Annotated in this window: 12 protein-coding genes and 1 pseudogene; 3 read left to right on the top strand and 10 right to left on the bottom strand. The window is 55.9% G+C overall.

Going from position 1 to position 15,012, the window contains the following annotated elements; all coding sequences use genetic code 11:
• Positions 1-356: 356 nt before the first annotated feature.
• From FQ664_RS13220 to FQ664_RS13200, 5 genes are read right to left on the bottom strand one after another with little or no spacing between them, the layout of a single operon-like run.
• Complete coding sequence (locus FQ664_RS13220) at positions 357-1,442, bottom strand: hypothetical protein (RefSeq protein WP_144172329.1); 1,086 nt, start codon at positions 1,440-1,442, stop codon at positions 357-359.
• A gap of 24 nt (positions 1,443-1,466) precedes the next feature.
• Positions 1,467-3,047 carry a methyl-accepting chemotaxis protein gene (locus FQ664_RS13215; protein ID WP_144172327.1) on the bottom strand — a complete coding sequence of 527 codons (1,581 nt, stop codon included), beginning with the start codon at positions 3,045-3,047 and terminating at the stop codon, positions 1,467-1,469.
• A gap of 3 nt (positions 3,048-3,050) precedes the next feature.
• Positions 3,051-3,854 (bottom strand): hypothetical protein, encoded by an 804-nt coding sequence (locus tag FQ664_RS13210; RefSeq protein WP_144172325.1) that lies wholly within the window; start codon positions 3,852-3,854, stop codon positions 3,051-3,053.
• 15 nt (positions 3,855-3,869) lie between these two features.
• On the bottom strand, positions 3,870-5,306 hold the full coding sequence (locus FQ664_RS13205; protein WP_144172324.1) for a hypothetical protein: 1,437 nt from the start codon (positions 5,304-5,306) through the stop codon (positions 3,870-3,872).
• Between the two features lie 24 nt (positions 5,307-5,330).
• Positions 5,331-5,969 carry a thermonuclease family protein gene (locus FQ664_RS13200; protein ID WP_178090988.1) on the bottom strand — a complete coding sequence of 213 codons (639 nt, stop codon included), beginning with the start codon at positions 5,967-5,969 and terminating at the stop codon, positions 5,331-5,333.
• An 810-nt stretch (positions 5,970-6,779) separates the two neighbouring features.
• On the opposite strand from FQ664_RS13200, the pseudogene FQ664_RS13195 reads away from it, so the two are divergent.
• A pseudogene (locus tag FQ664_RS13195) lies at positions 6,780-7,094 on the top strand (Arm DNA-binding domain-containing protein); the annotation flags it as partial.
• Positions 7,095-7,142: 48 nt separating this feature from the next.
• The gene (locus FQ664_RS13190) at positions 7,143-7,649 is read left to right on the top strand and encodes a P-loop nucleotide/nucleoside kinase family protein (protein WP_144172319.1); all 507 of its coding nucleotides are present in this window, start codon (positions 7,143-7,145) and stop codon (positions 7,647-7,649) included.
• Between the two features lie 475 nt (positions 7,650-8,124).
• Here the strand turns inward: FQ664_RS13190 and acs are convergent, their stop codons facing one another.
• The 4 genes from acs to gabT all read right to left on the bottom strand — a co-directional run bounded on the left by acs (position 8,125) and on the right by gabT (position 12,909).
• Positions 8,125-10,077: an acetate--CoA ligase gene (gene acs, locus FQ664_RS13185; RefSeq protein ID WP_144172317.1), complete on the bottom strand. Its 1,953-nt coding sequence runs from the start codon at positions 10,075-10,077 to the stop codon at positions 8,125-8,127.
• Positions 10,078-10,332: 255 nt separating this feature from the next.
• On the bottom strand, positions 10,333-10,821 hold the full coding sequence (locus FQ664_RS13180; protein WP_144172315.1) for an Lrp/AsnC family transcriptional regulator: 489 nt from the start codon (positions 10,819-10,821) through the stop codon (positions 10,333-10,335).
• A gap of 41 nt (positions 10,822-10,862) precedes the next feature.
• A complete protein-coding gene (locus FQ664_RS13175; RefSeq protein WP_144172313.1) occupies positions 10,863-11,519 on the bottom strand; it encodes a 2-haloalkanoic acid dehalogenase in 657 nt (218 codons plus the stop codon).
• 94 nt (positions 11,520-11,613) lie between these two features.
• Positions 11,614-12,909 (bottom strand): 4-aminobutyrate--2-oxoglutarate transaminase, encoded by a 1,296-nt coding sequence (gene gabT, locus FQ664_RS13170; RefSeq protein WP_144172312.1) that lies wholly within the window; start codon positions 12,907-12,909, stop codon positions 11,614-11,616.
• 281 nt (positions 12,910-13,190) lie between these two features.
• On the opposite strand from gabT, the gene FQ664_RS13165 reads away from it, so the two are divergent.
• On the top strand, positions 13,191-14,117 hold the full coding sequence (locus tag FQ664_RS13165; RefSeq protein ID WP_144172311.1) for a 2-hydroxyacid dehydrogenase: 927 nt from the start codon (positions 13,191-13,193) through the stop codon (positions 14,115-14,117).
• A 25-nt stretch (positions 14,118-14,142) separates the two neighbouring features.
• Here FQ664_RS13165 and FQ664_RS13160 read toward each other — a convergent pair whose 3' ends face one another.
• Complete coding sequence (locus FQ664_RS13160; protein WP_144172309.1) at positions 14,143-14,988, bottom strand: substrate-binding periplasmic protein; 846 nt, start codon at positions 14,986-14,988, stop codon at positions 14,143-14,145.
• Positions 14,989-15,012 lie beyond the last annotated feature (24 nt).

The following is a 15,012-nucleotide window of genomic DNA, read 5'->3' as shown; positions in this document are numbered from 1 at the left end:
CGGACATCGTACGCACAGGGGCGACGATCGTAAGCGTCCCCCCCAACTCACCTTACGTAAATCAGGTCGGCACACACTGATGCGGCAGCAATTGCCCGATCCCTCTGGCCCGCTGTGTCGGTATTGCCTCCTTGCTGGGCTGGGAGAGATAGCCAAAGGTCGAGGGTTTGCACCTCAACGATGCTGAACCCGCTAGAGGCGGTTGCGTGCTGCCGAGGGCAGATAATTTCGAAACGCTCGAGTTACCGCCCTCCATCATGCAATCGTACAGTGTCCAAATAGGGGGAATGAGCGACCGCCCGAAGGACGGCCGGGCAGGAGACCACATGGCCAGCCTGGCCCAAACGACGGCGTCGTTACCGACGCACCTCAATTTTGTAGAAATAACCTTCGATGCTCAGGCGCCGGCGATCCGAGGTGATTGCATCGTTGATCGCGTTTTTAAGTCGAACGTAGTGTCGGCAGTTCTGAGCACGACTGAGATCGGCAATAGGCTTTACCGCTCGCAGGAAATCGTTATAACTGCTCACTGGCCGACTCATTACCTGATCGATGTTAGGCAGGGCTTCGGCATCTGCCTGCCGGCTTTCAGGCCACGCAGACTCAAGGCTCAAGTCGCTCTCTCGCAGCTCCAGCGTGAAGAGCATTTGCACCTTTCCAGTCTTTTCGTCCGCCCAGCACGGGGGGAAGTCCATGCCACCATTAGCCTCCAAGCGGTGCTTGAGGTAGAGCACCTGGCCTTTAAGGTCAGCGTTTTCTTTCTTCACGGCAATAGGGTTGCCCGGATCAGCTTGCATCGCCGTGAAGTGCTGGTACTCCTCCGCCAGTTTCTGCATCTTCTCGAGGCTGCTCCTGCCTTCAAGGCTGGCGAGGTCCGGGGATTCATCCAGAAATTGCTCCAAGGCGTCGAGCTTGCCAAGCGATGCCTCGACTTGCTCTTTGAGAAACTTGACGTCATTGGCTTTGTCGACGTCCTGAGGATCCTTCAGCGACTTCTGCACCGCCTCTTTTAACGATGTTGCTAAGGCCATAGCATCTTCGACCCGTTTCTTCACGAGCTGACCGCCGTCGCCGCCCGCCGCCTCCACCATTTTCTGTAGCTCACCAAGGGCGGTAATCTTCTGTTCCTGCTCGTCCAGTAGCTGCTTCAATCGCACAACGTCCTGCTTTGCCTGACCCGCTTCGAGTAACTGGCTGATCACCTCGTCAGGATTGCGCGAGCTGTGGGCTTTGATCTCATCGATGAGCTGAGTCTTGGCCTTGTCCAGCTGCGCCATCTTGGTATCGATCCCATCGATGGCGTGGAGCTGCTCTTGCAGTTTCTGGTTCTCCTGAGTCTTTTGAAACACCATGAAGCCGAGCAGAAGCATCAGCATAAAGATAAGGGTCAGGGCGATCTCCGTCAGCGATAGCTGGAAGATTTGGTCATTGTTCGATGCCATTTCAGGCTGCTCCAGGACTCAGTGTCAGCTGCTGCTTGATTCCGGTTGAACCTGCCGATCATCAGTTCCGCCTGCTGGCGGGCTGAATGGCACCACGTTCTCGCCGCCCAGCGGCGTTTTCTCAAGATGATCACTGATGACGTCCAGCCTGCGCTGTACACTATCCAGTTGCTCAAGTCGGGCCAGACCACTATTGGACTCAAGGTGAGAAGAGCTGAGCTCCACCAGCCGGCTAAGACTTTGAAGAACCTGCTGACCCATAGCCTTGACCTGTTGGTGCTCGTGATTCGCTAACTCGGCGTGCTGGCTCGATTGACTGACCACCGTCAGCAGTTGCGGGACGCTGTGTTGGAGAGTTGCCACCAGTTCCTGGCTGGCCTTTTTGATCTCTTCAGTACTACTGCCTTGCTGCTCGGCTACCTGGTGGATCTTGGCAACCGATGCCACGGTCTGGCCCATCGCCTCAGCGAGCACTTGAATGGAACTGGTGAGTTGCGTGGTGGCCCCCAGTTGCGAGCCCAATTGGGCATTTAGCGACTCTTGTTGCGCATCCACGACGGCGATCAGGGACTGGGATTGCTGGCCCATCTCCTGAAGCACAGTTTCTTGCTGGGTTTGCAGCAACTTGGTCAGTACCTCCAAGCTGGCACCGACCTGGTGCACGTCGTCCAGCACGCTGCCCATGCTTTCCAGCTTTTCGTTGATGCGCTTGATGGAGTTGTTGACCAAGCGCGCAGAGCCTTGCACATCGAGAGTCACCGACTTGAGGCTGTCGGTTGCAGTTTCGGTGACTACGCCCAGCTGCGTCACGGCGCCCTCCAGTCGATTGGAGAACAGGTCATCCGGGAACTGTACCTCATCCAGACGGGTTACCAGCCCATCAACAAAAGTCACTACCGACTGATCGATTCGTTCAGTCGCATCTTTGGCGACTGCTTCATATTCCGTGATGATCTGAGTCATGCCCAGCGCAGTAGTGCGGACGTCTTGCATCAACCCCAGCATCATTTCCTTGTTGTGCTGAGTTATGGTTGCAAAGAATTCCGTGGTCTTGGCCTGATGCGCCTCCGACATCGCGAGGATCTGCTCCTTAACCGCTGTCACCGTCTCGTCGGTGGCGCGCATTACATCTGCGCGGAAGTCGACCAGCCGCTCAAGAGACTTCTGAAACTCATCAGCCAACTTCCGCGAGGCATTGATCACCTGATCCTCAACATTGCTTAGAGCATCGTCAGTACTCGGCCGGAAGCTCACCAGGGTCACGCGTACCGCTAAGCCCAGCACGGTACTCACCATGGCTGCGCCGAAGCGCACGGCAATGGTGGTCAGGTCGGTACCGATATTAGGCAGGTCGAAGAGCGAGAAGATGATTGAGGAGATAGTGAAGATGAAGCCCAGGTAGTAACACGAGTCCGCGAACTTCTCTGCCGAAATGTCGCTATCACGCAGCCGATAACCAATGAGCATGTACGCTGCCATGAAGCACAAGGGCAGCAGAAGGCCGAAGATCCAGGGCTCATGCAGATACCAACCAACAAATGAGCTACCGACTTTTAAGGCGCAAGTAAGGACGAACAGTCTCTTCAGGGAGATTTTTATTGGCATAACTCAGCCCTCCATTGGCGTCACAGCAATGAGTCGGGCGCCCGCTTTCTCGAAATAGCGTTCCCAGAAGGTCAGCTGCTTCCGTGTCTGCAATTTGGGGTAGTTCATTAGGTAATTCAGCTTGACCTGAACGCCTTCTAGACGGGTCTGTGTTTTCTGCCCATAAGCACTGGTAGCGAAGCCATCGAAGTCAGCTTGCCCTTTGAACATGCTGAAGTCGGCGGTATTGGCCAGCATGTCTGAATAGACAATGAGGGTCTTAGGGCCTTTGATGTTTTCCGCTTGAAAACTATTGATCGCGACCAGCTGAAGCATCTCAAAAATTGGTGATTTGTCGGCTGGCTTTTCCTGCATCAGGGCGTTTTCCAGCTGAATCACCGGCTCGCGAAACTCACGCTCGAAGCGCTCTTGAATGCGCGCGGGGTTGGAATCAAGTTCTGATTTTCCCGCAGCGGTACCCGGGTTGCACTTCTCAAATAGCGGTTTGGCGGTCTGAGTAAAGTCCTCACCGAGGGCATACACCGACAGTAGATAACCTTCAGGCACGACATTGTCTGCAAGGGCTTTCAAGCCTTGAGCGAAGGCTTGGCGCTGGATGAAGTTGTAAGGGTCGGTATTGTCGACCAGCACAACATAGTGGCCTAACGGGCCGGACGTGGGGCACAACGTGAGTTTATCTGTGGCTGTGGGCCTATGGAGGAAATACCAGCCTATTGCGCCCGCCATCGACAGGAGGGCAATCACCAATAGTGCAATCGTACGGAGTTCCTGACGGCGCTTTTTTTCCGCCATGCTCGTCTTGCGCATTCTGGGGTTCCTGTGTCAGATCTGTTGGCGGATGGGTTCAAGTTGACTGAATTTGACGTCGTAGGACGATTGAATTCGGCGACGGATGTCTTCGATTTGGTTCAGGAGGTCAGCTAGCAGTCCTTCCTGCTCCTGCAGAGCTCGCTCATCCGCAGTTGTGTTGAAGTCAGGCAAGGTCAATTGCCGTACCGGTACGGGCTGTCGGAAGTAAGCGGGAACCGGGACACCCGTGACCTTTCGAGATATCTCGTTTTCGGTTCGGAAGATTTTTACCAGTGCACTCATCATGTGCTCGGCCTTGTCTAGCGCTCGTTGTAGGCGCTCGGGCGCGATGCGCTTCTTATCGACTTCTGCACGAAAGGCGACAACGTCAACTTTGGCTTGCTCAAGGCCCCGCTCCAGCTTGTCGACATACTCTTCTTTCAGGTGCTCCAACTCGTCCCGAATCTGAGCAATCTCATGGTCGTAGAAGGCTTTGGCTTCATCGGCGACTCTCTGGACGCTGGCATATCCTGGGTAGGGATCTGATAGCTTGTAGCCTTCACAGAGTCCGGCAAGCGCGAATACGACGCTCACGATGCACAGAATTATTGAGAAGACGTCATGGAATCCGAGCGGGTTGCTTTGCAGAGCTTGGAGCGCGGCAGCGGCAATGACACTAATACCCACATCGCCAGCCTGCCCAAGCGCATCGCGGAAATGCGCGATTATCAGGCCGAGCCCTCCCATGATTACCCCCGCCACGATCACGCCTAGGTACCCGGCAATACGGCGGATGGGGCTGATGTGATTCATGTTCGGCACGAGGAAACGACCGAGCGCAAAGGCAATGCCGACGTTTGCCGCCGCCAAGGCTCCGGCAAAAAAGAAGCCCTGGAACAATCCGCCATCTAAACCGGCAGCAAAAAAACCGGCGTTTAGAATGCCTTCGACTGCCACGGTGAATATCGCCAGCAGGATGCAGATAGCTTTACGAGTGCCGGAAATCACCTGCGCATGGCGGGTGAGCTGATTCTCCTCGCGAAATTTGAGTAGCTCTTGTTCACGTTGGTGCGCCGAACCCCGCAGATTGCGCAACTCGATTTCACGATCGGAAACTCGGCGATTCGCCTCGCGCTCAAATTCATCGGCCAGATTGGCGGTGCGATTTACCGTCTTGGTGATGTCATAGGTCACCAGGCGCTCTTGAATGCGTTGAACATGGGTCGTTGCCCAGTTTTGGTAGCTGAGGCGAAAACCCTCCAGTTTCTGGCAGATCGACTCTTCAATGCCGGATAGGTGAGTTTCGTCGGGAGCAGGTGCGCCAGCGGCACCGAGACGCTGTGCTTGAGCTTCAATATCCAACTCTTTGAGCAGCTCATCCTTGTCGAGGACATGCAGGTCTGGATGCTCGGGATCACACTGCCGGCGCGGAGCCCTCAACCAACCAAACAGTATCTTAAATAGCTTCATCGAAACTTCCTTGAGAGCATTGCGTCAACGGCAGAGGCTTTCACAGGGAACGCCATCACGATCCCGATCCAGGCTGGAAACTCCGCATTGCTGCAGGTAGAAATTGGCTTCTTGGCAGTTGCTCATCTGTCCGCAGTAGCGCTTGGCGCCACAGACATAGTCGGCAGACATGGCGTCCCGAGTTTTGCGCTCGGCTACCAGAGAGTTGAGAGAACGCCCAGTACTCCTCCATTCCCAAGGGGGAATAATGTCAGACTCGGGAAGCGCCCAAAGGCCCAGGCGTGCTGCTCGGGCGGTTACTTGCAGAGCAGGCAAGGTGGTATCGCGGTTGTAGCGATCAAAGACCCAGGCGGCGCCACGGCTAACCATTTCTCGGTTGACGCTAACCCCGTTGACAGAGGCTTCGCCGATGTGCCGGCCGTACTTGTCTTCGCCACTTAAGGTGAGCTGGATGACTCGACCAAAGATCAATTTGGCGAGTTGATCCTTCGCCTGACGACCGTAGGGCTGGCCACTTTCGGGAGTGTCGATATTGGCCATCCTGACCTTTACCTGTTGGTTGGACTCCGTTAGGCAGGTGAAAGTGTCGCCGTCACTGATGGCCACCACGCGGCAATCTACATCGTCGGCCAACACCTTGAAGGTCACGGTGATTAGCAGCACAACTGTCCATGGGCTGAACCGCATTCGTCCCCGAAGCTCCGCGCAGAGGATCGTGAGGATCCCAAGAGATAGGTAATGCCAAAAGGCCATTGTTTGCGCGAAATCTTAACGGGATTTTTCAGAAAAAGCTCATTGATAGGATGACCGGACGGTATTTTCGTAGATGCGCTGCAGGCCTCTATGTCTTCAGCCAGCTGTCCGATTGGCGCCAAGGGCGTAAGGATCATTGTGTTGGATGATTTTCCGGTGCCAGTCTGTTAGCTGGCGCCCAGAAAAGTGCTCAAAAAGCACCGTCCATCGGAATCCAGACCACGCAGCGTTCCAACTGGTATTCCAAGCAAGTGGACCAAAAAATTATTTACCAGCCAAAACAGGTAGATACCGACCGGTTTCAAATTACCCCGGCAAATGAGAACGGCCTATGGAGCTGCCATCCCATGTGACCTAGACAGCATTCCTGAGATAAGCGCCCAGCACTCGAGCCATCAAAGCCAAGTTGCCTGCGCTACCCCGAAGACCGCCACCGATACCCCAGAAACAAAAAAGCCACCCGAAGGTGGCTTAGTTGTTTAAATAATAGTCGGGACGGAGTGATTCGAACACTCGACCCCTTGCACCCCATGCGCATTCTTCGTGGTTCTTCATGGATGTTAATGGCCACCGTTGGCAGGCCTAGTCCCCCGTAAACTCGGGCATAACAGCCCGACCGACTACCACCTCGATCCACCAGAATCTACCGACAGCCAAGTCACTCGGTGGGGTAAAAGTGGGGTAAAATTCGAGCTAACCGGTTCAAGCTGGGGGTGACACATGGCCAGGCTGACTGCCAAAAAATTGGAAGCTTTCACGGCTGACGATCACGGTACCGTTCTCCGAGAGGATGGTGGACTGGTCGCAAAAATCCGCGCCGGAGTGCGTGGCGTCACCATACTTTTCCGCTTCGAGTTCAAACACGAAGGCGTGAAACGCGACTTGAGCCTGGGCAGTTGGCCAAAAAAATCGCTAGCCCAGATTCGCGCCGAACGCGACGAAGTAAAGGCCGTTACCACCAAAGGCATTCTTCCCACAGCTGCTCGTAAGGCCGCCAACCTAGAAGCTCAGGCAGCCGTAGCCGCTACCATTGCTCTAACTGGCCAAGGCCAGTATGAGTTAACTCACGACTAAGGACAGATAATGCTTATCGTATTCAGCGGCCTTCCAGGAACCGGGAAAACCACTATTGCCAAAGGGCTGGTCGATACGATGGGCGCGCTCTACCTGCGGATCGATACTATTGAGCAAGCGATACGAAACTCTGGTGTACTTGCCCAAGGCGTAGGGCGCAGCGGTTACATGGTCGCTAATGAGCTTGCACTGAGTAATCTTGATCTAGGGCGCACCGTCGTCGTTGACTGTGTAAATCCGGTGATCGAAAGCCGACTGGCCTGGAGCGAAATCGCCTCAAGGGCTGGCGTTAGGTTGATGAATATTGAAGTGATTTGCTCGGATAAAAATGAACATCAGCGACGTGTAGAAACGAGACTGGGCGATATTCCCGGGCTGACTCCACCAACCTGGCAATCTGTACTGGCTCACGAATATGAAGCGTGGGCTGAAGCACCGTTTACGATAGACACGGCTGTGACTTTACCAGCTCAAGCCGTATCAATGCTCGCCGAGCGCCTACTGACCGGTGAGTAGGGTGCGCTAAGCGCGATGCGGCAAGATGTGATTGCGGGACGCTTACCCGGGAAGGTACTTTGAACAATGCGAAAGCATCTATTACCGAACGCCTCGACTGAGCTTCGGTAGTTGCTCCAGCGCGGTTTGTACGACCGTCGCGCTAGCAAGAGCACCTTGTTCCAATGTAGACTAACATCTCGGCAACTTGGGGGATGGGAAACGGCTGACAAGTCCGGACAAGTTACAGTATTCATTGACGGTAATCTTGGCGGTAGCACTGCAGGTGGAGAGTCGGAAGGGCGGCGGGATCAGGTCGATCAACAGCTCATCGCCGTCACTCCAGATGACATGACAGAATAACCCCTCCTAAAAGTCCAGAACCTATTAATATAGTGCACAAGAACGCCGGTTTGCGGTTGTATCTGCTAGGATGAACCTCATCCATAAAAGTGGCGTTCTTGTGCCTGTCTCTCCCTTAATTCCGTGAAACCTTTTAAGCGCTCATGAATTTGCGATTATCGATCAGATGCTGGACAACCCCGGGATCCGCCAAGGTCGAGATGTCCCCCAAACCCTCATATTCAGCCTCCGCAATCTTGCGCAGAATCCGACGCATGATCTTGCCCGAACGAGTCTTCGGCAGGCCAGGTGCCCACTGGATGACATCCGGCGAAGCGATCGGGCCGATCTCCTTTCGCACCCAGTTTTTCAGCTCAAGTCGCAATTGCTCGTTCGGCTCTTCGCCATTTTTAAGGGTTACATAGACATAAATGCCCTGCCCCTTGATGTCGTGCGGCACACCCACCACGGCGGCTTCGGCGACTTTTGGGTGAGCGACCATCGCGCTTTCGATCTCGGCGGTGCCCATGCGGTGGCCGGAAACGTTGAGCACATCGTCCACCCGCCCCGTGATCCAGTAGTAACCATCGGCATCACGACGAGCGCCGTCACCGGTGAAGTACATGCCGCGAAAGGTCTTGAAATAGGTATCGACGAAGCGGTCATGGTCACCAAACAGCGTACGCGCCTGGCCCGGCCACGAATCGAGAATCACCAGGTTGCCCTCGGCTTCGCCTTCGACGATGTTGCCCGAGTTGTCCACCAACGCTGGCATCACGCCAAAGAACGGACGCGCGGCAGATCCTGGCTTGAGCGCATGAGCGCCCGGTAGCGGGCTCATCATGTTGCCGCCAGTTTCGGTCTGCCACCAGGTGTCGACGATCGGGCAACGGGACTTACCGACATGTTTGTAGTACCAGTCCCAGGCTTCCGGGTTGATTGGCTCGCCCACCGACCCCAATAGGCGCAGGCTGCCGCCATCGGCACCCTCGACGGCGGCGGTGCCCGAGGCCATCATGGCGCGGATCGCGGTCGGCGCAGTGTAGAGGATATTGACCTTGTGCTTGTCGACGATCTTCGCCAGCCGGGTGATGTCCGGGTAGTTGGGCACACCTTCGAATAGCAGCGTTGTCGCGCCATTGGCCAGCGGCCCGTAGACAATGTAGCTGTGACCAGTGACCCAGCCGACGTCGGCGGTGCACCAGTAAATTTCACCCGGGCGGTAGTCGAACACGCGCTCGTGGGTCATGGCTGCGTACAACAGGTAGCCACCGGTTGTGTGCTGCACGCCCTTCGGTTTGCCAGTGGACCCGGAGGTGTAAAGGATGAACAGCGCTTCTTCGGCGCCCATCTCTTTCGGCGCACACACGGTATCAGCTACTTTCATCAACTCCTCGAACCAGATATCGCGATTCTGATTCCACTTGATGTCGCCACCGGTGCGCTTGCAGACGATGACTTTTTGGATGCTACTGGTTTCCGGGTTGGTCAGCGCGTCGTCGACGTTGGCCTTGAGTGGGATCCTCTTGCCTGCACGAATGCCTTCGTCAGCAGTGACCACAACTTTCGAGCGGCAGTCGATGATGCGACCAGCCAATGCTTCCGGCGAGAAACCACCGAACACCACCGAATGAATCGCGCCGATTCGGGCACAGGCCAGCATGGCGACCACGACTTCAGGGATCATCGGCATATAGATCGTCACTACGTCGCCGCGGCGCACGTCCTGACCACGCAGGGCGTTGGCGAACTTGCAGACTTGCTCGTACAGTTCGCGGTAAGTGATGTTCCGGCTTTCGGAAGGGTCATCGCCTTCCCAGATGATCGCGACCTGATCACCGCGCTCGGCCAGATGGCGGTCAAGGCAGTTTTGAGAAACGTTCAGTGTACCGTCGGCGAACCATTTGATGTCGACATGTTGATCGTCGAAAGAAGTTTGCTTCACCTTAGTAAAAGGGTTGATCCAATCGAGGCGTTTAGCTTGCTCGCGCCAGAAAGCGTCTGGGTTGACGACCGACTGCTGGTACATGGTCTTGTAGGTTGCCTCGTCAGTCAGAGTCTTGGCCAGAACCTCGGGACGAACGGGATACTGAGAAGCCGCAGTCATCTTTCTTACCTCGGGAAGTCATCTTGTTTGTTTAATATTGAATCTAATTGAACACGTTAAGCTAGGAGAATAAAGCAGACACTTCAGCCACCTACGATGTTGTGGCGCGCTGTAACGACCGGACACTTCCACTCGCGCTTAATTCAAAAGCCAGGTGAAAACTCTTTTTATAAAGGGCTATTGGGCTGCACAGAGAACATGATGATCCATGCTGCAGGGCCCTATGAAATAGGAAGGCGCTAAGTCTGCTATACCTCAGCGATGCAGCAACTTTCGCAACGGCACACCATCCTTCAGCACCGGCGATTTGATAACGATGTAGCTGAAGTACTTGGCGATACCGATGTTTTTATCCAACAAGCCCTCCATTACTTCCTGATAATGCGGAATGCTACGGGTCATGAAGCGTGCCAGGTAATCGTAGCCGCCACTGATCAAATGACATTCGAGCACCTCATCGACCAAACGAATATTGGACTCGAACTTAGCGAAATCTTCGCGTTTGTGGTCGTGCAGCGTGATCTCCGTGAACACCGTGACTGACTCAGTGATCTTGGCCAGGTTGAGATGCGCGTTGTATCCGGAAATATACCCGGCCGCCTCGAGCCGCTTGACCCGCTGCAGGCAGGGGCTGGCCGACAGGCCTACTGCATCGGCGAGACTGACGTTGGTAATGCGGCCATCTTTTTGCAGCTCAACCAAAATGTTGATATCAATGCGGTCAAGCTTGACTAACCCTTCCATCGCATACCTCGTGATTGTTCTATGCAATCATGCCGTCAGTATCAGCGCCTGAGAGATCGTTGATGCTGTGTCACTAGGTCCGCCATGCTGTCGATATCAAAGTCCGCAGGGCCCGCTGACCGATGTTCACCGCAACCGCGCTGGATCAGGCACACGCCACCTGCCAAAGATAGATCGGCAGGCGAACCGCACACCAACAAAAAATCTTTAGGTTCCAGGCCGTTGGTCAATAGCCAGTCTCGATCTTCCAGCGGCTTGCTGGCCAGCGACAGGAAATCTTCCGACGGTATTCCCAAACGTTCACAGAATGCCTCGCGATCCGCACTGTCACGGTCTCCGTAAATCAGCAGCCGGTAAAACTTGCGCAGATACAGCATTGCGCCAGGTGCATCCTCGTACAGGGGCCAGTCGTAAACCGAACGGGCAAATGTCATACCCTCCTCCCAGCTGGCCTTGAGCCCCAAACGCTCGGCCAACTGGCGATGTGCGAAACACAGCAGACCACTGAACCCCAATTCGGAGAAACGAGGATAAAGTCCGCGCACCACCTGATCGTATTCAGTCAACGCCTGCTCTCTACTCAGAGTATTCGGATAACTATCGAGCAGCGGTTGTAATGCCGTCCAGATGCCAGCGTCCCGATCGAACAGGACCTCATCGCAATTGATCAGCAGTGCACGGTAGTCAGTCAGCTCCATGGCCTTGATACCTCCAATAATAGCACTTCAAGAATTGCCCCTCGTGAGGGTGCTCGGTCGGCCACATGTGTCAATCGCCGACCGAGACCTGGCATCAGCTTGAAACGCGGGACAACGCCATTTCAAGAATATCCAACGCTTCATCGACCTGTGCGTCCTCGGCAACCAGCGGAGCGAGAAAACGCAGCACGTTACGGTACACACCACACTTGATCACCAGTAGGCCCCCCTTGCGAGCCTCATCGATCACTTGCTGGTTCAGCTCTGGGTCAGGGCTGCGGGCCGCATCGTCCTTGACCAACTCGATCGCCAGCATGAGCCCGGTACCGCGTACGTCACCAATTTGAGGAAAGCGCGCCTGCAGGCGCAACAAGCCCTGACGCAGGCGCTCACCTAGCTTCACACCGCGCGCCAGCAATTTTTCCTGTTCGTAGGTTTCGATCACTGCCAACGCTGCCGCGCAAGCCAGCGCGTTGCCCCCATAGGTACCGCCCAGGCCGCCAGGGGCTGGTGCGTCCATGATCTCTGCGCGACCAACCACACCCGAGATCGGCATCCCGGCAGCCAGGCTCTTGGCTACGGTAACCAGATCCGGCTGAATTCCGGCGTGCTGAAAACCGAACCAAGTGCCGGTACGGCCGAAACCAGTCTGTACTTCATCGGCAATCAACACGATGCCATGCTGTTCAGTCAGCGTGCGCAGCGCCTGGAGAAATTCGACCGGCGCGGCAAGGAAACCGCCGTCGCCCTGGACTGGTTCGATAATGATCGCAGCTACGCGATCTGGCGAGACCTGAGTGGCAAACAGCTCGTTCAGCGCTTGCAGTGCCATTTCGCTGGTGAAACCGCGATAAGCATTCGGATAAGGTGTGTGGAAAACCTCGGGCGCCATACCGAAGTTCTGCTTGTAGGGCTGGCTCATGCCAGTCAGGGTCGTACCGAGCAATGTGCGACCATGAAACCCCCCACGGAAAGAAATAACCGCCGGACGCTTGGTATGGGCGCGTGCAATCTTCACGGCGTTCTCCACGGCTTCCGCACCCGAAGTGAACAGCGCTGCCTTGTGCGCAATGCCGCTGGAGCCTGCAACCAGCTTACACAGAGACTGCACCAGGTCGAGGTAGGGCTTGTACGCCACCACTTGGAAACAGGCATGGGTGACCTTCTTCATCTGCGCCTGAACCGCCGCCGCCACCTTCGGATGATTGTGGCCGATGTTCATCACACCGATCCCGCCGACGAAGTCCAGGTAACGCTTACCACTTACATCCCACACTTCGGCCCCTTGGGCCCGATCGATGACCAGCGGGTGAGCAGTGACCAAACCCCGCGGCACGAACTGATCACGCTGCTGGAGCAGATAAGGGGTATCTTCGCATTTGCTGTTCATGGCATCTCCCATAGTGAGCCAGGCAACCAGGAGGCGGCTGCGATATGCCTTAGGTTAAGCCTTTGACGCAATGCTCTAAGCCGAACTTGGCCGCTGAGAAATTCGGATCGACTGTTTTCACCCCACCAAACGGCAGAATCCATCAAGCGCTGAAGCCCCCTTGGAAACTGTCGATTTATGCCGAGATACAACACCACCGCCCCTTTTGAACCAGACTTTCCGAAAGATTCTGCTCCGCCATTCAGGCATGCTCCATTCTTCGTTCAAAAGAGGAAACGCCCATGACCCTGCTCTACAAAGCCGACCCGGTACGCGGCGAACGATGGGAGGCGTTATTCGCTGAACGGGCCCCGGATATCGAATGGCGCGCTTGGCCAGATCTCGGCGACCCGCAGGATATCCGCTACCTGGCGGCTTGGCAGGCACCGGACAATCTCGAAAAGTTGCTGCCAAACCTGCAGGTGCTGTTCGCCCTGTCGGCCGGTGTCGATCAGCTCGACCTTGACCGCTTGCCGGCGCATTTGCCGGTGGTTCGCTTGCTTGATCCGGGCATTACCCAGGGCATGTGCGAATACGCCAGTTTCGCCGTACTCAGCCTCCACCGGGAGATGTTGCGATATCGCCAGCAACAGGCCGAAAAGCACTGGCAAGCCCACCGATTGCTCCCCGCATCGAGACGCCGGGTCGGGGTAATGGGCCTGGGCTTGCAAGCACAGCAGATACTCGCCACTTTGAGGCCCTATGGCTTCGCCTTGTCGGGTTGGGCACGCAGCCGGCACTGCATACCCGGGGTCGACTGTTTTGCCGGTGCCGAACAATTGCCGTCGTTCCTGGGTCAGTGCGACATCCTGCTTTGTGTCTTGCCGCTGACTGAGCAGACTGTGGGGATTCTCGACCATCAATTGTTCCAGCACCTGCCCAAAGGTGCCGCACTGGTCAACATGGGGCGAGGTGGGCACTTGGTGGAAGATGACCTGCTGGAGGCCCTAGCCAGTGGCCAAATCAGTGCTGCGGTGCTCGACGTACTAAGGGAAGAACCAGCTCGGCCCGAGCATCCATTCTGGCAGCACCCGCAGATTTTGCTGACCCCGCATATCGCCGCGATGACCCAGCCAGAAAGCGCATTTGACGTGCTGCTGGAGAATATTCGCCGGCACCAGCGTGGCGAACCTATGCTCGGCCAGGTTGACCGAAAACAGGGCTACTAGCCCTGGTTCACGAGACCCCAAGAACTTACTGGCTAGCGCCTTCGATACCCGCAGCCTGCAGGTTAAGCGGATAGAACGCATCGTTACGCCTCACAATGCGATAGATGACCCCCTCCCGTTCAAGATCGGACAGGATCGTATCGAGGCGTTTCTTGAAGTCGTCCTTGTAGGGGTAGGCCGACGTATTGATGCGGGTATAACCCAGATATCCCTCTTCGCCTGTAAGCCAGGGCCCTTCGACTATCCAGTTGAGAGAGTCGTCCTTAAAGACGCCGTCGCGCCGCATCTGCTCCAGCTCCCAAAGAACGGCCCGGCGGTCATTGATGTAGGCATCCAGTCGCCCCCGATAAAGCATCGCTAGGTTGGTGTGGTTGTCCTTGGAGTAAATCTGGCGCAACTCACCCTTGGCAAGCATGATCTGGTAGTCCTGATCGACAATGTTGATAAATCCTCTGTTCTGGCCGATGCGCAAGCCGCGATAGGCTTGCGGAAAATGTTCTCGCTCAAGTGCCCGGGCCACGTCGGCGCGCACAAAAACGACCAGCGTTTCCCGCACGATGGGGCGTGAGTAATCCATCCACGGCCGCTCCTCGGCTCGACGATAGGGCGGGTAGAGGGCCAAGGCCCGACCTTGGGACAATTCACTCAGGCCTCGTGCCCACGGTACCGGGCGAATATGCACCCGATATTCCGGCATACGGGTAAACGCCGCGCGCAGAATATCGGTATAAATCCCCTTGGCCTCGTCACCCTCGGCGTAGCTGTAGGGCGGGTATCCGGCGTCGCACAGAATGACCACATCTATCGGGGTGCCTGCCCAGCTGGTGGCGTGCCAGACGCAAGCGAATAGCAAGATCGACAATCTAGCCATAACAACCTTCCGGCCAAGAAAAAA

The organism is Pseudomonas persica, from assembly GCF_900291015.1.
Taxonomy (GTDB): Bacteria; Pseudomonadota; Gammaproteobacteria; order Pseudomonadales; family Pseudomonadaceae; genus Aquipseudomonas.
The sequence above is the reverse complement of the archived record's forward strand: the minus strand, read 5'-3'. Positions and strand labels throughout refer to the sequence as shown.

Excerpts from the sequence above, each read along its gene's own strand:
- FQ664_RS13220 (WP_144172329.1), bottom strand. The coding sequence starts at position 1,442 with ATGGCATCGAACAATGACCAAATCTTCCAGCTATCGCTGACGGAGATC.
- FQ664_RS13215 (WP_144172327.1), bottom strand. The coding sequence starts at position 3,047 with ATGCCAATAAAAATCTCCCTGAAGAGACTGTTCGTCCTTACTTGCGCC.
- FQ664_RS13210 (WP_144172325.1), bottom strand. The coding sequence starts at position 3,854 with ATGCGCAAGACGAGCATGGCGGAAAAAAAGCGCCGTCAGGAACTCCGT.
- FQ664_RS13205 (WP_144172324.1), bottom strand. The coding sequence starts at position 5,306 with ATGAAGCTATTTAAGATACTGTTTGGTTGGTTGAGGGCTCCGCGCCGG.
- FQ664_RS13190 (WP_144172319.1), top strand. The coding sequence starts at position 7,143 with ATGCTTATCGTATTCAGCGGCCTTCCAGGAACCGGGAAAACCACTATT.
- acs (WP_144172317.1), bottom strand. The coding sequence starts at position 10,077 with ATGACTGCGGCTTCTCAGTATCCCGTTCGTCCCGAGGTTCTGGCCAAG.
- FQ664_RS13180 (WP_144172315.1), bottom strand. The coding sequence starts at position 10,821 with ATGGAAGGGTTAGTCAAGCTTGACCGCATTGATATCAACATTTTGGTT.
- FQ664_RS13175 (WP_144172313.1), bottom strand. The coding sequence starts at position 11,519 with ATGGAGCTGACTGACTACCGTGCACTGCTGATCAATTGCGATGAGGTC.
- gabT (WP_144172312.1), bottom strand. The coding sequence starts at position 12,909 with ATGAACAGCAAATGCGAAGATACCCCTTATCTGCTCCAGCAGCGTGAT.
- FQ664_RS13165 (WP_144172311.1), top strand. The coding sequence starts at position 13,191 with ATGACCCTGCTCTACAAAGCCGACCCGGTACGCGGCGAACGATGGGAG.
- FQ664_RS13160 (WP_144172309.1), bottom strand. The coding sequence starts at position 14,988 with ATGGCTAGATTGTCGATCTTGCTATTCGCTTGCGTCTGGCACGCCACC.